17 protein-coding genes are annotated in these 17,779 nt (G+C 59.5%); 9 read left to right on the top strand and 8 right to left on the bottom strand.

Features of this window, described 5'->3' with window-relative positions; all coding sequences use genetic code 11:
* Window positions 1-22: 22 nt before the first annotated feature.
* The 4 genes from folX to ACM6J5_RS28260 form a co-directional block, all read right to left on the bottom strand.
* Window positions 23-394: a dihydroneopterin triphosphate 2'-epimerase gene (folX, locus tag ACM6J5_RS28275; RefSeq protein ID WP_008046220.1), complete on the bottom strand. Its 372-nt coding sequence runs from the start codon at window positions 392-394 to the stop codon at window positions 23-25.
* Between the two features lie 2 nt (window positions 395-396).
* Window positions 397-972, bottom strand: a complete 576-nt coding sequence (gene folE / locus ACM6J5_RS28270) for a GTP cyclohydrolase I FolE (RefSeq protein WP_095944291.1) — start codon at window positions 970-972, stop codon at window positions 397-399.
* 20 nt (window positions 973-992) lie between these two features.
* Window positions 993-1,703 (bottom strand): dihydromonapterin reductase, encoded by a 711-nt coding sequence (gene folM, locus ACM6J5_RS28265; RefSeq protein ID WP_095944292.1) that lies wholly within the window; start codon window positions 1,701-1,703, stop codon window positions 993-995.
* An 81-nt stretch (window positions 1,704-1,784) separates the two neighbouring features.
* Complete coding sequence (locus tag ACM6J5_RS28260) at window positions 1,785-2,354, bottom strand: antibiotic biosynthesis monooxygenase (RefSeq protein WP_150672180.1); 570 nt, start codon at window positions 2,352-2,354, stop codon at window positions 1,785-1,787.
* A 223-nt stretch (window positions 2,355-2,577) separates the two neighbouring features.
* Between ACM6J5_RS28260 and ACM6J5_RS28255 the strand changes: the two genes are divergently transcribed.
* Window positions 2,578-3,537, top strand: coding sequence for a MerR family transcriptional regulator (locus ACM6J5_RS28255; RefSeq protein ID WP_414929762.1), 960 nt, complete (start codon window positions 2,578-2,580; stop codon window positions 3,535-3,537).
* A 3-nt stretch (window positions 3,538-3,540) separates the two neighbouring features.
* On the opposite strand, the gene ACM6J5_RS28250 is transcribed toward ACM6J5_RS28255, so the two are convergent.
* Both ACM6J5_RS28250 and ACM6J5_RS28245 read right to left on the bottom strand, forming a co-directional pair.
* A complete protein-coding gene (locus ACM6J5_RS28250; protein ID WP_095944295.1) occupies window positions 3,541-4,146 on the bottom strand; it encodes a hypothetical protein in 606 nt (201 codons plus the stop codon).
* Window positions 4,147-4,200: 54 nt separating this feature from the next.
* Window positions 4,201-4,677, bottom strand: a complete 477-nt coding sequence (locus ACM6J5_RS28245) for a PAS domain-containing protein (protein ID WP_414929761.1) — start codon at window positions 4,675-4,677, stop codon at window positions 4,201-4,203.
* Window positions 4,678-4,779: 102 nt separating this feature from the next.
* Here ACM6J5_RS28245 and ACM6J5_RS28240 point away from each other — a divergent pair, with 102 nt between their 5' ends.
* The 4 genes from ACM6J5_RS28240 (at window position 4,780) to ACM6J5_RS28225 (ending at window position 8,228) form a co-directional block, all read left to right on the top strand.
* Entirely contained in the window at window positions 4,780-5,235 is a 456-nt protein-coding gene (locus tag ACM6J5_RS28240) for a flavodoxin (protein ID WP_414929760.1), read from the top strand.
* Between the two features lie 225 nt (window positions 5,236-5,460).
* Complete coding sequence (locus ACM6J5_RS28235) at window positions 5,461-6,243, top strand: class II aldolase/adducin family protein (protein WP_414929759.1); 783 nt, start codon at window positions 5,461-5,463, stop codon at window positions 6,241-6,243.
* A complete protein-coding gene (locus ACM6J5_RS28230; RefSeq protein WP_414929758.1) occupies window positions 6,243-7,145 on the top strand; it encodes an alpha/beta fold hydrolase in 903 nt (300 codons plus the stop codon). The genes ACM6J5_RS28235 and ACM6J5_RS28230 overlap by 1 nt, the downstream gene beginning before the upstream one ends.
* A gap of 171 nt (window positions 7,146-7,316) precedes the next feature.
* On the top strand, window positions 7,317-8,228 hold the full coding sequence (locus tag ACM6J5_RS28225; protein WP_095944300.1) for an SDR family oxidoreductase: 912 nt from the start codon (window positions 7,317-7,319) through the stop codon (window positions 8,226-8,228).
* A gap of 51 nt (window positions 8,229-8,279) precedes the next feature.
* Here the strand turns inward: ACM6J5_RS28225 and ACM6J5_RS28220 are convergent, their stop codons facing one another.
* Window positions 8,280-9,059 carry an N-acetylmuramoyl-L-alanine amidase gene (locus ACM6J5_RS28220; protein ID WP_150672176.1) on the bottom strand — a complete coding sequence of 260 codons (780 nt, stop codon included), beginning with the start codon at window positions 9,057-9,059 and terminating at the stop codon, window positions 8,280-8,282.
* 565 nt (window positions 9,060-9,624) lie between these two features.
* Here ACM6J5_RS28220 and ACM6J5_RS28215 point away from each other — a divergent pair.
* The 3 genes from ACM6J5_RS28215 (at window position 9,625) to ACM6J5_RS28205 (ending at window position 15,497) form a co-directional block, all read left to right on the top strand.
* Window positions 9,625-11,418 (top strand): DUF1302 domain-containing protein, encoded by a 1,794-nt coding sequence (locus tag ACM6J5_RS28215; protein ID WP_414929757.1) that lies wholly within the window; start codon window positions 9,625-9,627, stop codon window positions 11,416-11,418.
* Window positions 11,419-11,441: 23 nt separating this feature from the next.
* Window positions 11,442-12,812: a DUF1329 domain-containing protein gene (locus tag ACM6J5_RS28210; RefSeq protein ID WP_414929756.1), complete on the top strand. Its 1,371-nt coding sequence runs from the start codon at window positions 11,442-11,444 to the stop codon at window positions 12,810-12,812.
* Window positions 12,813-12,953: 141 nt separating this feature from the next.
* Window positions 12,954-15,497 carry a LuxR C-terminal-related transcriptional regulator gene (locus tag ACM6J5_RS28205; protein ID WP_414929755.1) on the top strand — a complete coding sequence of 848 codons (2,544 nt, stop codon included), beginning with the start codon at window positions 12,954-12,956 and terminating at the stop codon, window positions 15,495-15,497.
* 15 nt (window positions 15,498-15,512) lie between these two features.
* Here the strand turns inward: ACM6J5_RS28205 and ACM6J5_RS28200 are convergent, their stop codons facing one another.
* Window positions 15,513-16,310: an IclR family transcriptional regulator gene (locus ACM6J5_RS28200; RefSeq protein ID WP_414929754.1), complete on the bottom strand. Its 798-nt coding sequence runs from the start codon at window positions 16,308-16,310 to the stop codon at window positions 15,513-15,515.
* A 163-nt stretch (window positions 16,311-16,473) separates the two neighbouring features.
* Here ACM6J5_RS28200 and hmgA point away from each other — a divergent pair, with 163 nt between their 5' ends.
* The gene (gene hmgA / locus ACM6J5_RS28195; protein WP_414929753.1) at window positions 16,474-17,778 is read left to right on the top strand and encodes a homogentisate 1,2-dioxygenase; all 1,305 of its coding nucleotides are present in this window, start codon (window positions 16,474-16,476) and stop codon (window positions 17,776-17,778) included.
* Window position 17,779 lies beyond the last annotated feature (1 nt).

The raw sequence follows: 17,779 nt of genomic DNA, 5'->3' as shown, positions 1-17,779 counted from the left end.
CTTGCGGCTTGAAGCTTGAAGCTCAGCGGCTTGCCGCGAGCGTTATCGATACCGACTCGGCGAATCGCAGCGCGTGGGGCTTGTCGACCTCGACCTCGGCGTAGAGCACCGATGCGTTGGCCATCACCAGGTCGAGAATTTCCTGGGTCAGGCGTTCGAGCAGCGCAAAACGGTTGCCTTCCACATGGGCGATGATCGCCTTGGTAATGGTCCGGTAGTTCAACGCGTGATCGATGTCGTTGTCCCGTACCGCTTGCTGGGCTGCGTACAGAATGGTGAGGTTAATCAGCACATCCTGCTTGTTGAGGATTTCATCCTCGTTGATGCCGATGAAGGTACGCAGGCACAGGTCTTTGACCCGGATGCGTGCCATGCCTGGCTGAAGTTGTGGCATTGCTACTTGCTCCGTCCAATCAATTGCAGGAACTCCTGGCGGGTGTTGCTCGACTCGCGGAAGGCGCCGAGCATCACCGAGGTGTTCATGGTCGAATTCTGTTTCTCGACGCCGCGCATCATCATGCACATGTGCTGCGCCTCGATGACCACTGCGACGCCTGCCGCGCCGGTCACTTGCTGCACCGCGTCGGCGATTTGCCGGGTGAGGTTTTCCTGGATCTGCAGGCGCCGGGCGAACATGTCCACCAGCCGCGCGATCTTCGACAGTCCCAGCACCTTGCCGGTTGGAATATAAGCCACATGCGCCTTGCCGATGAAGGGCAGGATGTGGTGTTCGCAAAGCGAGTACAGCTCGATGTTGTCGACGATCACCATTTCATCGTTGTCGGAGGCAAACAGCGCGCCATTGACGATTTCTTCGACACTTTGCTCATAACCATGGCAAAGGTACTGCATGGCTTTGGCTGCGCGCGTCGGCGTATCGAGCAATCCTTCGCGGTCGGGGTTTTCACCGAGACCGATGAGGATCTCTCGGTAGCTCTGGGATAAGGCGTTCTGGGGCAGGGATAACGTCATGGAAAATCCTCGCGGGACACTTATTTGATGTGCCTTCCGCCGTTGACGGTCAGGGTGGTGCCGGTGACATAAGGGTTGTCGAGCAGATAGCGCAGGCTCTGGTAGATTACTTCGCAGCCGGGTTCAATGCCCAGCGCGGACTTGGCCAGCGCCTTGGCACGGTAGGCCGCGTCGTCCTCAGGGTTGAACAGTAGCAGGGCCGGCGCGATCCCGTTGACCTTGATCGCCGGCGCATACCTGGCGGCAAAGGACAGGGTCAGGCTGTCGAGTCCGGCTTTGCTCGCGCAATAGCCGATATGCTTGCTGCTGCCCTTGCGTGTCACGTCATCGCTGATGTGCACGATGTCGGCGGGGCTCGAGCGTTGCAGCAGGTCGGCGCAATGCAGGTTGATCAGGTAGGGCGCCAGCATGTGCACGCTGAACATGCGGGTGAATGCCGCGGCGTCGGTCTCCGGGGTTTCGGCCAACCATTCGGAGGCATTGTGGACAATCGCCCGCAGACAGTCGGTGTGGGTTTTCAGTTCGCTGATGAAGGCGAGGATCCCGGCCTCGCTGGCGAAGTCCGCGAACACCGCAGTGGCCCCCAGGTCGCGCAGGGCTTGTACGCCGGGGCGCTCGCTGCGGTAGCTGAAAATCACCCGATGGCCATCTTCCAGCAATCGCCGGGCACAGTGCAGGCCGACACGCTGGCCGGCACCGGTAATGAGGACAGGGGCTGCGGAAGAAGTCATGAACGGCTCGCATCGCGGTGAGAGCAAAACTATACCAGCGACGGGAGCGCTCTACCTATTGCAAGGGAAACAACTGTGGGATCAATGATTCTGAGTGGAGGGTTCGGCACTCAATGGGCGTACCGGCGTGCTGTTCAGCCAGCCGGCCAGCAGACGGGTCGACAGGGGAATGAACAAATACACCATCAGCGGCGTCAGGCACAGTGTGCTGAGGAGTACCCGCGGCAGCAGGCTCATGTCACTCATCAGCGGCCCCAGCACAAAGTTGAACAGAAGCGAGACCGGAAAGAACGCCAGCCAGATCGCCACGGCCTGCTTCCAGCGCGGCGGGCGTTGACCGACGGCGCCGAACCAGCCCTCGATGCCGCTGACCCGGTGCTCTGTCGGGTTGGCGAACAGGTCGCTGCCACGTGCCAGCCAGGCAGTGCGCGAGGCCGAATGCTCCCAGGCGTGCAGGGTCTGCTCGTCGGCGAAGCGGAAAATGATCTGGAATTCGTCGTCCTCGGGCGGTGGAGCGAGCACACCGGAGCCGAGATAACCGGGAAAATCGGTGGCCAGTTGTTCGCCTTCGCGCAGCCAGGCAATCAGGTCCTGGTAACGTCCATTGGCAACGCGGCGAGCAACCATCAGCGTGACGGGAGGGGTAGACATTGTGTATCTCCGTAAGGCATTTGCGTCGCTCCGGATAGGAACTTCGCCAGGCACAGCGCCGGGGTGGTGGGCTGCGACTCGAAACAAGCAAGGATTATTCCTGATTCCGTCCGTGGCGTGTGTGACGTTTATCCGCTCATTCGCGGTATCGATTTTTTACGGAAACTTTACGGGGTAGGGGCGTTAGAATAAGGCTCGGACGATACAGAGATGTTTCAACAGGATGCCCGTAATTACAGACGTCGCTTCAGGCTCCACGCAGGCCGTCGCTCTCGAACAGGAAGAACTCTTCCCCATTCGCGAGGTGGCGCGACTGACAGGTGTCAATCCGGTCACGCTTCGAGCCTGGGAGCGACGATATGGCCTGATTGTTCCCACACGCACCGATAGTGGGCATCGCCTGTATTCGATGTCCGATATCGAGCGTGTCCAAAGTATCCTCGGCTGGATCGAGCGTGGGGTTGCCGTCAGCAAGATCGGCAAGCTCCTGGCCAGGGCCGAGCCGCTCCAGACGTTGTCGCACATCATCCCCAACAGCCTTGTGGAAGCCGATTACGTGCAGTGGCGGCAGCAGGTGCTTGCTGCGGTCAACGGGTTTGACGACATTCGGCTGGAGCAGGTCTACGGGCAAATCTTTTCCAGTTATTCCTTGCCAGTGGTGTTCCAGGACATTCTGATCCCCATCTGGAAACAATTATTGCAACGCCAAGACCAGTTCGGTGGAACCAGCGAGTGGCTGTTCCTGGATGGTTTTCTGCGTTCCCGGGTGGTGCAGCGTCTGTTGTTGATGCGCGAAAAACAGCCGCGTCGCGTGGTCATCTGTGCCCTGGATGACAATTGCCGGGAACTGGAACTGCTGGTCGCCGCCCTGTTCCTGAGTTCCGGGCCATCGGCCGTTCGCGTACTGAACATGGGCCAGCCATTCGAGGAACTGGTGCTGATGTGTGAAAGGATCAAGCCCTTGGCACTGGTGCTGTTTTCCAATCATGTGCCAGCTCCCGAGTTACCGCGGCGCATGAATCGCCTGGCCATGAGTCTGGAGTGTCGGTTGTTGTTGGCCGGCGATGCTTCTGACCTGGCACAGGAAAGCCTGGCCGGGTCATCGATCGGTTGCCTGGGCAGTGAAGGGGAGGTCATGAGCCAGCGTCTGAAGCAGTTCCTGGCGGGTACTCTGGATACTTGAAGTTCAGAGATGCAGCGTTGGATGAGTCAAACGATGCTGTTGCAGGATGAACTGGCGCAGACGCTCGGTTTCATCCGTATCGCTCTGGTTCAGTTGATAGGCGTAGAAGCCCTTTTCGTTTTCTTTCTCGAAGGTGCCGCGCAAGGCAATCCGCTCATAGCCTGAAGGACTGAACCACAAGGCGAAATGCTTCGGCGGTTTGGTCTTGTTGCGAGCTTCCAGCAAAACCCCTTTGCACGACACTTCGTGTACCCACAGGGTGCCGGGTTGACCCTTGGCGTTTTCCAGGGCTACCGGTTCGTCCAGTACCAGGCGCCAAGGCCGGACCATCGGCCCGTCTTCATAGATGCTCGGTACGCCGAGACGCAAATGCAGCGCATGGAACTCGTCTTCCACCAGGTGCAGGGGGAAGGTCATTTGCTGGTTTTCGAAGCTGGCTTGAATGGTGACCTGCTCATGGGCCGCCAGGCGGGTGAGCAGGTCACGGATTTGCGACCCGCCGTTGACGAGCAGGCTCGACGTCGCGTCCCGCACATTGAGTTGCGGGTTGTGTTGCATGGTCTGGATGAAATCCAGCTCATCCTGGGTCAGGAGCGCATCGCGTTGCATGGCCAGCTCGAAAGGTATAGTTACAAAGTTATTGGTGATTGTAGTTACTGACCATTAATTCCGGGTTTCGTTTTCGCCGTTCGTCGCCTTGAGCGCGGCAAGCTCGGCCTGGAGTTCAGCCAACTGCGCCTCCAGCTGTGCCACGCGCTGTTGCGCCTTGACCTGTATGGTGACGTCTTTCTGCACACCGACAAAATAGGTTTGTCCGTCCGCCGGATTTTTTACCGTTGAAAGGGACAGCTCGTTCCAGAACGGTGTGCCGTCCTTGCGGTAGTTGCGCAGTATTTCCCGGCAGGATCCTTCGCGGTTCAATGCCTCGCGAATCAACGGCAGGGCTTGCTGATCGCGGTCCCCCGACTGCAGGAAACGACAATCCTGATAGAGGATTTCTTCACTGGAGTACCCCGTCAGGCGTTCGAACGCGGGGTTGACGTAAATGAGGATCTTGTCCTGTTCGCCTTCCTTTTCGGCAATCACGATACCGTCATTGGAGGCGTTGATTACCATTTGCAGCAGTTGTGCATTAATCATCGGAGTATCCTTTCCTGATTGATTGTCGATTGCATTCTAAAAGAACTATCACGACCGTGCTGTTAATATCCCGGTCTTTTACTCGGATTCAGGATCAGATTGATGAAAGTCGCCATCATTTCCGGCTCGGTGTACGGCACGGCCGAAGAAGTTGCCCGCCACGCCGCCAGCCTGTTGGAAGCCGCCGGCTTCGAAACCTGGCACAACCCGCGCGCGACCCTCGCCGATATCCAGGCGTTTGGCCCCGAAGCCTTTCTGGCGGTGACCTCGACCACCGGCATGGGTGAGCTGCCGGACAACCTGCAACCGCTGTATTCGACCATTCGTGACCAATTGCCAGCGGCCTTGCGCGGTTTGCCGGGCGCGGTGATCGGGCTGGGTGATGCGAGCTATGGCGATACTTTTTGTGGCGGCGGCGAGCAGATGCGCGAATTGTTCGGTGAGCTGGGCATCCGCGAAGTACTGCCGATGCTGCGCCTGGATGCCAGCGAGAGCGTGACCCCCGAGACGGACGCCGAGCCTTGGCTGGCGGACCTGATCAGCGCACTGCGCGACTGAGCGTTGCCCCGACCCACATGCCGGTCAGGGTTCTGACAGTGCGCTGAAAGGTGCCTGTCAGACCGTTGCCGGCGCCGGTCATTTGACATGGATCCAGGGCAGCAGGGCGGCTGACTCGCTGGGCCATCAAGCTGGCTGCCAATGCAACTACACGAACCACAAGGGCTGACTAGACTCGGTGAGCATAGGAAACACTCCATAATAAAAACACCGAGGCTTCTTGCCGTGACCGTCGCTCCCTTCCAATCGCCACCCAGTGTCAAAGACCAGGTCAGTGCTGCCGAGTGGCAGACCCGCGTCGACCTGGCAGCCTGTTATCGCCTCGTCGCCCAACATGGCTGGGATGACCTGATCTTCACCCATATCTCCGCCAAGGTGCCCGGCACCGAAGATTTCCTGATCAACCCGTTCGGGTTGATGTTTCACGAAATCACCGCGTCAAGCCTGGTCAAGGTGGATCAGGCCGGCCACAAGCTGATGGACAGTCCCTACGAGATCAATCCGGCGGGTTACACCATCCACAGTGCCGTGCATGAAGTCCGCCACGATGTCGTCTGCGTGCTCCATACCCACACGGCTTCGGGAGTTGCGGTGTCGGCGCAGAAGCAGGGCGTTCTGCCGATCAGCCAACAGTCGTTGTTCGTGCTTTCCAGCCTGGCCTACCACGCCTACGAAGGCGTGGCGCTCAACCATGAAGAGAAAGAGCGGCTACAGGCCGACCTCGGTGAAAACAATTTCCTGATGTTGCATAACCACGGTCTGCTGACCTGCGGCAGCACCATCGCCGATACGTTCCTGATGATGTTCACCTTTCAGCGTGCCTGCGACATCCAGGTCATGGCGCAAAACGGTGCCACTGAACTGATCGCCATCGAACCGCAGATTCTGGCCGGCGCCAAAGCCATGATCGCGGGTGTCACCCGAAGTGCTCAAGGAATGGGCGGAGCGCTGGCCTGGCCGGCGCTGCTGCGCAAGCTCGATAAACTGGACCCGGGTTATAAACTCTAATGGAACTCGCCGAGATCCCTCTGTGTGTCTGGCGCAAACGCAGCCGGACGTTCGTATTCCATGGCCAGAGCATCCGTTACTGGACAGCAGGGCAAGGGGAGCCGCTGTTGCTCATTCACGGTTTTCCGTCCGCCAGTTGGGACTGGCATTACCTGTGGCAGCCATTGGCCCAGCGCTTTCGCGTGATCGCCTGCGACATGCTGGGCTTCGGCGATTCGGCCAAGCCGGTAAATCACGAATACAGCCTGCTGGAGCAAGCGGATCTGCAACAGGCACTGCTTGAACACCTGAATGTCGAGCAACCAGTGCACCTGCTCGCCCACGATTACGGCGACAGCGTGGCCCAGGAACTGCTGGCCCGGCATTACGAGTCGCGGGTGGAGCTGGCCAGTTGCGTGTTTCTCAACGGCGGGCTGTTTGCGGAAACCCACCGCCCGGTACTGATGCAAAAGCTCTTGCTCAGCCCTTTGGGCTGGATGATTGGCCGCGCCTTCAGTCGTGATGGTCTGGTAAGAAGCTTTCGGCAGATTTTCGGTCCGCAAACCCGTCCCAGTGAAAGCCAGATGGATGACTTCTGGAGCCTGGTCGAAAGCCAGCGCGGGCCACGGATCATGCACAAACTGATCACCTACATCCCGGAGCGACGCGTCTGGCGCGACCGCTGGGTGAGTGCGATGCAACGCGGTGAAGTGCCGCTACGAGTGATCGATGGCGGGGTCGATCCGGTCTCCGGCGTGCACATGGTCGAGCGTTATCGGGAGCTGATCCCGGATGCGGACACGGTGGTGTTGCCCGACATTGGCCACTACCCGCAGATCGAGGCCCCCTGCGAGGTGCTCAAGCACTACCTGGCGTTTCGCGATCAACTGCTGTCGCCGCCGCGCAAAATGGCGTGTTCCTGATTCGCAGCGTTGAACCTGTTCTGCTTCTGTGGGATCGCGTCATCCTGTTCGACGCGATCATCATCCCCCAGCCTTATCGCGCACCATTCAGCCTCCCCCGTATTCATTGTGACCCACTGCGCCGTGCCTGAAACTCGGACTCACTGTCCCCTGGCCTGCTGGAGTCCCCCCATGAATGAGTCTGTGCGCTTCGAAGATAAAGTCGTGATCATCACCGGAGCCGGTGGTGGCCTGGGACGGACGCATGCATTGCTGTTCGCCAAACAGGGCGCCAAGGTGCTGGTCAACGATCTTGGCGGCTCGGCCCAGGGCGAAGGCGCCAATGCCTCGGCTGCCGACCGTGTGGTCGCGCAGATCCGTGAGGCCGGCGGCATTGCCGAAGCCAACCACGACTCGGTCACTGACGGTGACAAACTGGTCCAGCATGCCCTGGACGTCTTCGGTCGCGTCGACGTTGTGGTCAACAACGCCGGGATCCTGCGTGACAAGACCTTCCACAAAATGGATGACGCCGACTGGGACCTGGTTTACCGCGTCCACGTCGAAGGTGCCTACAAAGTCACCCGCGCCGCCTGGCCGCACATGCGCGAGCAAAACTACGGCCGGGTGATTTTCACCGCGTCGACTTCGGGCATCTATGGCAACTTCGGCCAGTCCAACTACGGCATGGCCAAGCTCGGTCTCTATGGCCTGACCCGCACCCTGGCCATCGAAGGCCGCAAGAACAACATTCTGGTCAACGCCATTGCCCCCACCGGCGGCACGCGCATGACCGAAGGCCTGATCCCGCCGCAAGTCTTCGAACAGCTCAAACCGGAACTGGTCAGTCCGCTGGTGGTGTACCTGGCCAGCGAGAACTGCCAGGAAACCTCCGGTCTGTTTGAAGTCGGCGGCGGCTGGATGGGCAAGGTCCGCTGGGAGCGCAGCCTAGGCATCGGGTTCGATCCACGGGCCGGTTTCTCCCCGGAAGACGTGGCGGCGCACTGGCAGCAGATTTGCGACTTCGAAGGCGCGGCGCATCCGAAGGACAATATCGAAGCGCTGAAGGAAATGATGGGGAATTTGCAGAAGTATTCGATTTAACAGCACTGACAAGGGCACGCAATGTGCTCTTGTCAGTTTTTCAATGACGGATCACATAGGTGATTCAGGGAAGTATTTATGCACCAACGCAGCTAGGTTTGCGGCGGTCTGCGCGTCTATTACCCCATCGTAATTATCCTGGCGAAAGTGCAGTTGAAACGCGCGGACAAGGGCTTTGAATCCAGCCTTGTTTGAGGCGTTGGATGTATCGTAGCCATAACGTTTAAATAACCTCAATAATTCGCACTGCGCCGGAATTCCGGACGCTGCGTATTGCATCAGATACTTGTCTCGGGTCGACTCATCAAACCAAGCCCCAACGCCCTTCAAGTAAAGTGTATGCCAGGGAAACTCCGGGCCGGGATCGCTTTTGTTGCCGATCGAGATGTCGGAGTGACCTACAACATTAGTGGGGTTGATATCTGGGTAGCGTGCCAGAATATTCAGAGCCAGCGCTTCAATCGCTGAAATCTGCTCGGGATGATAAGGCGGAAAAAAGAACTCACCATTATTGTCCGTTGCAAGGTTGACGATTTCAATGCCAAGGGAAGTGTCATTCAGCGACGAGCGACTGCCCCACTGGCTCACGCCTGCATGCCAGGCGCGAGCGTTTTCATCTACCAGGTTGAATACTTCCTGCTCCGTGTAACCAGCTTTCAGATAACTCGGGTCGGTAATGTCTGGAATCAAATAGTGAGAACTGACCTGCGGGCCGGTTAATAACTCGACGGAGCGGGCAAAGTCGGCCGCGGTGTAGTGCAGAACCAGAAAGCGTACGCGGCTGTTGAAGCCTGCAGTTGAGCGATACTTATCATAGATAATGGGTTTCATATTAATACTCGTAATGAACAAGATTGGAGTCGGCGGCCAATGCAAAGTGAAAGGCTGCTGCGAAGGATCTTAAGTCGTTAGAGTGTTTTTGGTGCTGATGAAAACGTGTATAGGTGTTCCTGACAAGATGGTGATGTTGAATATGTAGTTACGATTTGATTCGTAACTAATTTTCGGTAAACCATCGCCTATAAAAAAGGCCGCTGCAAACGCAGCGGCCAAAGTAAGACGTTGGATCAGGAGCTACAAATCAACGTCAGTGAACACGGGGCGATGAACCGAATCTTCAATTCATCTGAAATCTTTCAGTCAAGACGCAGGCCGGTACAGGGTGCCTGCGGTGGTTTACCGTGACTGCCAGGTAAGAATAGACCCTTGCTGTCGTGGGAAAAATACCAATTACGGACATGCACTGTTGCAGCCCCGGCAACAGTCAGGATTCGGCTGCTCGTCGTCTGCGCCTGTCATCCTTTAGAGGTACACCACGAATACCTCCTTGGTGCGCTTATCGACCCCGATGCCCGGCAGTAGGGTGAGGCCTTCTGTCACTCACCGGGGAAGACGCATGACAAAAACAACAATGCGCGCCATCTTCACACCACAGGCGCTGGCGGCTGCGGTCGCCTTGGGTTGCTGCGCCCAGGCGCAGGCCATTTCGTTCAATATCGGGGAAATCGAGGGGACGTTCGACTCCTCGCTGTCGGTCGGCGCGAGCTGGGGCATGCGTGATGCGGATAGCGCGCTGGTAGGCGCCGTCAACGGCGGTTCCGGCCAGTCTTCGACCGGCGACGACGGGCGATTGAATTTCAAGAAGGGTGAAACTTTTTCGAAGATCTTCAAGGGGATTCACGACCTCGAACTGAAGTACGGCGACACCGGTGCGTTTGTGCGTGGCAAGTACTGGTACGACTTTGAACTCAAGGATGAAGGTCGCCCATTCAAGGACATCAGCGATCACAACCGCAAAGAAGGCGCCAAGTCTTCAGGCGGACAAATCCTCGACGCTTTCGTCTATCACAATTACTCCCTCGCCGATTTGCCGGGCACGGTCCGCGCCGGCAAGCAGGTGGTCAGTTGGGGCGAGAGCACCTTTATCGGCAACTCGATCAACAGCATCAATCCGGTCGACGTGTCCGCGTTCCGTCGTCCTGGCGCCGAGATCAAGGAAGGCCTGATCCCGGTCAACATGCTGTTCGCCTCCCAGGGCCTGACGGAGAAGTTGACCGTGGAAGGCTTCTATCAACTGGAATGGGACCAGACGGTCGTCGATAACTGCGGCACTTTCTTTGGTGTCGATGTGGTGGCGGATGGTTGCAACAAGGGTTACACCGTGGCCAACCCGGCCATTGCACCCTTGCAGCCGATTGCGGCTGCCTTCGGCCAGGGCTTCGAGGTCAGCAAGGAGGGGGTGATCGTCCCCCGTGGCGGTGACCGCGATGCCCGGGATTCGGGACAGTGGGGTACGGCGTTGCGCTGGTTGGGGGACGATACCGAGTACGGCCTGTACTTTATGAACTATCACAGCCGTTCGCCGAATGTCGGGACCACCACCGCCGGCCCCGGTACGCTGGCGAGCATTCCGGGGATCGTTGCCACCGCCAACCGTATCGCGCCCGGTAGCGGTTCGGGCCTGGCCCAAAGCGTGATGCTCGGTCGCGGCCAGTATTACCTCGAATACCCGGAAGACATCCGCCTCTACGGCGCGAGCTTCGCCACCACCTTATCCACCGGCACCGCGTGGAGCGGGGAAATCAGCTACCGCCCCAACCTTCCGGTGCAGGTCAACACCAATGACCTGACCCTGGCCATGCTCAATCCGATCGCGGGCGGTGCGGCATCGCCCATCGCCACGTCACCCGGGGCTGACAACAAAGGTTATCGCCGCAAGGAAGTGACGCAGATCCAGAGCACCCTGACGCACTTCATCGATCAGGTCGCGGGTGCGGATCGCCTGACCCTGGTGGGTGAGGCGGCGGTGGTCCGGGTCGGTGGTCTGGAGTCGCGCAGCAAACTGCGTTATGGCCGCGACTCGGTGTATGGCCAGTATGGTTTCGGCGGCGATACCGACGGCTTCGTGACTTCGACTTCATGGGGATATCGCGGCCGGGCCATCCTTGACTACAACAACCTCATCGCCGGGATCAATGTCAGGCCCAACCTTTCGTGGTCACACGACGTCGCAGGCTTCGGCCCCAACGGTCTGTTCAACGAAGGCGCCAAGGCTATCAGCCTCGGTGTCGATGCGGACTATCGCAACACCTACACCGCGAGCCTCAGTTACACCGACTTTTTCGGCGGCGACTACAACGTCCTCACCGACCGTGACTTCGTGGCGTTGAGCTTTGGTGTGAACTTCTGATCTGGCTGAAAAGGATGATTTCAATGCGCAAGATGATTCTGCAATTGGGCACCGTTCTGGCCCTGAGTCTGCTGGCCGTCAACGTGATGGCCGCGGTGTCGCCGCAAGAAGCCGGCAAGCTTGGCTCCAGTCTTACACCGCTCGGTGCCGAGAAGGCCGGCAATGCCGATGGTTCGATTCCGGCCTGGACCGGCGGCATCCCGAAAAACGCTGGCGCGGTGGACAGCAAAGGTTTCCTGGCCGACCCCTTCGCCAACGAAAAGCCCCTGTTCGTGATCACCGCGGCGAACGTCGACAAGTACAAGGACAAGCTCTCCGACGGCCAGATCGCGATGTTCAAGCGCTATCCGCAGACCTACAAGATTCCGGTTTACCCGAGCCATCGCACCGTGGCGTTACCGGTAGAAATCTATGAGTCTGCCAAGCGCAGTGCGCTGAACGTAACACCGATCAATGACGGTAACGGTCTGGCCAATTTCACTGGCAATCGCTACTACGCGTTCCCGATTCCGAAGAATGGCGTGGAAGTGATCTGGAACCACGTCACTCGCTACCACGGCGGCAATCTGCGCCGCACCATCACCCAGGCGACACCGCAGTCCAATGGCGACTTCACCGTGATCCGCTTCAAGGACGAAGTCGCCGTGCCGTCGTTGCTCAGCGATCTGAAACCGGGCAGCGACGATAACGTCCTCAACTACTTCAAGCAGGAAGTGACCGCGCCGGCGCGGCTGGCGGGTAACGTGTTGCTGGTCCACGAGACCCTCGACCAGGTCAAGGAACCGCGCAAGGCCTGGATCTACAACGCCGGCCAGCGCCGGGTACGGCGTGCGCCCCAGGTCGCTTATGACGGCGTCGGCACCTCGTCCGACGGCCTGCGCACCACCGACAACTTCGATATGTTTTCCGGTGCACCGGATCGCTACGACTGGAAACTGATCGGCAAAAAAGAGATGTACATCCCCTACAACAGCTACAAGCTCGACTCGCCCGACCTCAAGTACACCGATGTGATCAAGGCCGGGCACATCAATCAGGATCTGACCCGCTACGAGCTGCACCGGGTCTGGGAGGTCGTCGCCACGGTCAAGCCGAACGAGCGGCACGTTTACGCCAAGCGCCACATGTACATCGACGAAGACAGCTGGCAAGTGGCGCTGGCCGACCACTACGACGGGCGGGGCCAGCTCTGGCGCGTCGCCGAAGGGCATGCCCAGTTCTACTACGATCACCAGGTCCCGGCCTATACCGTCGAAGCGCTGTATGACCTGATTGCCGGCCGCTATATCGCCCTGGGAATGAAGAACGAGGAGAAGCGCAGCTTCGAATTCAACATCGATGCGAAAGCGGGGGACTACACGCCTGCAGCCTTGCGTAGCACGGGGGTCAGGTAGGTTTCCTACAGGCTCCTACACAAAAGGGTGACTTTGCGGTCACCTTTTTTATAGCAGTCGATCAGTGTGTTGAATACTTCTTCAACAAGCGCTCGGGAGGGGGCTAGGGTGGCGCCAGAATTATAAAAAAGGCGCATCACAATGACTGCAATGACGCACTGTCTGGACCGCCCTGGCTTCCTGCCCCGACTGTCGTCCCATCACCTGTCCCGCGAGCGGCTGATCGAGCCCATGCTGGTCTCGACTGCACGGGTGAAGTTGCTTTGCGCACCGGCCGGTAGTGGCAAGAGCGCGTTGCTCACCGAATGCCTGCTGCGGGCGTCGGAGCACACTCGGGTTTGTTGGCTGCCGCTGGCGGGGGCGTCGTTGAGTGCAGCCGATTTTTTGTTGCGCCTGACGCAAGCCCTGGGTCTGCCCTCGACGGATGAGCCCGGACTGCTGGCGCATCTGGCCCGATTGCAGGCACCGACCTGGCTGTTTCTCGATGATTACAGCCGAGCACCCAATCCGGAACTCGACCGGATGCTTGATCGCCTGTTGGCCGTCGCCAGCCCGGCGCTGACCTGGTGGCTGAGCTCCCGTCGACGACCACCCTGCAACTGGCCGCGGCTGCTGCTCGATGATGAGTTGTACGAGTGCGAAGCCCGGACGCTGGCCTTTACCGAGGCCGAGGTCAGACAGTTGCTCGGTCATGTCGAGCCGACCCTGGCGGCACAAACCGCCAAAAGGATGGTTCAGCGCAGCGGTGGCTGGTGCGCTGGCGTACGGATCGCGTTGCTCAATGGTTGTCCGTGGTCGGGTGAGCAGGGGCGTTCGGCAACATTGCTCGATTATCTGCAACACGAGTTGTTCAACACCTTGCCATCGGAGTTGGTCGAGGTCTGGAAGGTGTTGGTGCATCTGCCACGCTTCAACGCCAGCCTGTGCGAGCATCTTTTCGGTCCGGGGGAGGGCGCGCAGTGGCTGCAGGTGTTGCAGGATATGGGCTGCTTCATTGAACCCTGGGAAGACTCCGTCGAGTGGTTGCGGATCTTCGAGCCACTGGCCCGGGAGATGCGTGAAGAGCCGACCTCGGCCGGGCGATCCTGGCATCGCCGCGCGTGCCAATGGTTCAGCGCCGAGGAAGACTGGCAGGGCGCCTTCGAGCAGGCATTGCTGGCGCAAGAACACGAAGTCGCGGTCAGCCTGATGCAACACTTCAGTTTTGAGCATCTGTTCAAGCGACAGAACGTCAGCTGGTTACTCGAGCTGCACGAGCAACTGGGTGAACAGCTGACCCTGGGCACGCCACAACGGGTGGGGTTGATCGCCGCGGCGTTGCTGTTTGCCGGGCGATTCGAGCAGGCGGCCGCCTGCATTGGGCAGTTGTCCCGATTTGCCCCGCAACCGACGGCATGCTTGCAACGGCAATTGCTGGCACGGTGGCAGGCGCAACAGGGGTGGTTGCTGCATTTGCAGGGACGCCAGCCGGCGGCACGGGCGCATTTTATCGAGGCGCTGGACGGGCTGGACGCCGAGGCGTGGCCTGCACGATTACTGTGTCTGTCCGGGTTGACCCAGCAAGCGCTGCTCAACGCCGACCTCGATGCCGCCCAGACCTTCAATCGTGACGCCCTGTGCCTGGCACGGGCACAAGGCTCGTTGCTGTTTGAAGGCTTGCTCGAACTCGATCATGCGCAGTTGCTGGAGCAGCGTGGTGCCCCCCGGCGAGCCGGGCAACTGCTGGCCGACATCCATGAAATGCTCGGACGGCAGGCTGATCGACCGACGCCGCTGCTGGGACGAATCGCCCTGCGACGTGGACGGTTGGCCTTGTGCCAGGGCCAGGATGAATTGGCCGGTGAGTGCTTCCAGGCGGGCCTTGATGACTGTCTTCACGGTCAGGACAAGCATGTGCTGTACGGGTTTCTCGGGCAGGCGCAACTGGCGGCCAATCAACGCGACTATGCCCACGCGTTTGATCGCCTGCGCGAGGCTGAACGGTTGATGCAGCAACGGCAGATCCCCGACACGGTGTATCGCGGCGTGTTGCTGCAAATCAGCAGTCATTTCTGGCTGCAACAAGGGCGCCCGGAGTTGGCCCGGGAAGCGCTGACCCGGGTCTTGCGACATTACCGCGGGGCTCACGCGCGCCAGGCACCGCCGGCCACGCTGCAGCTGATTGCACGTATCGAATACCAGTTGGTATTGGCCGAGACTCAACTGCAACTGGTGCAACATCCACTGGATAGACTCAGGGCGTTACTCGAACATGCGCAACAACACGCCATGCTGGTGCTGGAAACGGAGCTGCAATTGGCCATCTGCGAAGTGGCGGACCTGACGGGGAAGCCGGACATGGCCCACGCAGCACTGGAGGCCGGTCTGGCGTTGGTCAAGCGTTGTCAGGGGCAACAGGCATTGCGTGATTTGAACTTGCGCCAGCCGAACCTGATCTGTCGTTTACAAGGGGAGGAGGCGGTGACCGCGCTCGCCCTTGATGCCAACCTGCTGAGTTGTCGGGAGCTGGAAGTGCTCGGCCTGATTGCCCTGGGTAATTCCAATCAGCAAATTGCCGAGCAGCTGTTTATTTCGCTGCATACGGTGAAAACCCATGCCCGGAGAATCCATAGCAAATTGGGGGTTGAACGTCGCACGCAAGCGGTGGCGATGGGCAAGAAGTTGGGCCTGATCCTGCTCGCCTGATCATCGCCGCTGCGTTCAGGTTGTCGATGAGCCGGGTTCAAAGCCCATGCGCCAGCTCACGGCACGGGTGGCGGCTAACAAACGCTGTGCCGCCGGGCCGTTTTCATCGGCATGGAACAGCGAGGTCGGCCCGACCACGGTCAGTACTGCCGCGATCCTGCCCATGGCGTTGAACACCGGCGCCGACAAGGCATCCACTCCGGGCATCAATAGTCCATGCACATGATGCAGGCCCCGATGGCGGATCTGTTCGTTCATCGTTGCGTAGGCCTGGTCATCCGCCAAGGCGTGGGCAGTAGCCTTTTGCAGTTCCTGTTCACGCAGATCCACGGTTTCACGGGCAGGCAAGTAGGCGCCAAACACCAGTCCCGTCGAAGAACTGAGCAATGGCAACACCGAGCCCAGTTGTGTCACCACCGTCACTGCACGCACCGCCGGTTCGATATGCACCACGGTCGCGCCCTGATTGCCCCACACCGCCAGAAAACAGGTCTCGTTCAAGTCGTCGCGCAGTTCAGCCAAGGGCAGGGCGGCGACTTTCAGCACGTCCATACTGTTGAGTGCCGCCAACCCTACGCGCAAGGCTTCGCGGCCCAGGCCGTAATGGTTGGTGGCGGCATTCTGTTCGGCGAATCCGCTGGCGATCAGGGCCTGCAAATAGCGGTGAACCTTGCTCGCCGGCATCTGCACGTGTTCGGCCAGGCGCGACAGCGAAGTCGAGGGCGACAACTCGGCCAGAGCCTTGAGGATGTCGGTGCCAACCTCGGCCGAGCGGACTTTCTGTTTACCATTGTTGTCGCTGGTTTTTTCCATGGTGGCTGGGATCCCGGGACGAATGGGCGTCTTTATAGCTTGACGGTCAATACCAATCAAATTACGTTATGCGTAATTGAATTACGATAAAAATAACCCTGGCGTGCCTCGACCTCTGCAACAGAGCGAGCGGCCACTGCCGACTCCCTGTTCAGGAGGCTCCATGAACCCCGATTCAACGACGCCAGCGCTGGCCTACCTGTCAGGCTTCGGCAACGAATTCAGCAGCGAAGCGTTGCCCGGCGCACTGCCTGTCGGCCAGAACTCCCCGCAAAAAGCCCCGTACGGCCTTTACACCGAACTGTTCTCCGGCACCGCGTTCACCATGGCGCGCAGCGAAGCGCGGCGCACCTGGATGTACCGCATCCAGCCGTCGGCCAATCACCCGGCATTCGTCAAACTGGACCGGCAACTGGCCGGCGGCCCGCTGGGTGAGGTGACCCCCAACCGCCTGCGCTGGAACCCGCTGGACATTCCCACCGAGCCGACCGATTTCATCGACGGCCTGGTGAGCATGGCCGCCAACTCGGGCGCGGAAAAACCGGCCGGGATCAGCATCTACAACTACCGCGCCAACCGTTCCATGGAACGCGTGTTCTTCAATGCGGACGGTGAGATGTTGCTGGTGCCTGAACGGGGGCGACTGCGCATTGCCACCGAACTGGGCGTGCTTGAACTCGAACCGTTAGAGATTGCCGTACTGCCACGCGGCCTTAAGTTCCGCATTGAACTGCTCGACCCGCAAGCTCGTGGTTATGTCGCCGAAAACCACGGTGCGCCGCTGCGACTGCCGGACCTGGGGCCGATTGGCAGCAATGGCCTGGCCAATCCGCGGGATTTCCTCACCCCGGTGGCGGCCTACGAAAACCTGCAACAACCCACCACGCTGGTGCAGAAATTCCTCGGCCAGTTGTGGGCCTGCGAGCTCAATCATTCACCGCTCAACGTGGTCGCCTGGCACGGTAACAACGTGCCGTACAAATATGACCTGCGCCGCTTCAACACCATCGGCACCGTCAGTTTCGATCACCCCGATCCGTCGATCTTCACTGTGCTGACCTCACCGACCAGCGTTCACGGCCTGGCAAACCTCGACTTCGTGATCTTCCCGCCGCGCTGGATGGTGGCCGAGAATACTTTCCGTCCACCTTGGTTCCATCGCAACCTGATGAACGAATTCATGGGATTGATCCAGGGCGAATACGACGCCAAGGCCGAAGGTTTTGTGCCCGGCGGTGCTTCGCTGCACAGCTGCATGAGCGCCCACGGTCCCGATGGAGAGACGTGCACCAAAGCGATCAACGCTGACCTCAAACCGGCGAAAATCGACAACACCATGGCGTTCATGTTCGAGACCAGCCAGGTGTTGCGCCCAAGCCGTTTCGCCCTCGATTGCCCGCAACTGCAAAACACTTACGACGCCTGCTGGGCTACGCTGCCCGCCACTTTCGACCCGACCCGGAGATAAC

It is taken from the genome of Pseudomonas sp. IT-P74 (genome assembly GCF_949768175.1).
In the GTDB taxonomy this organism is placed as follows: Bacteria; Pseudomonadota; Gammaproteobacteria; order Pseudomonadales; family Pseudomonadaceae; genus Aquipseudomonas.
Note: the sequence above shows the minus strand (reverse complement) of the source record. Positions and strands in the feature narration are given on the sequence as shown.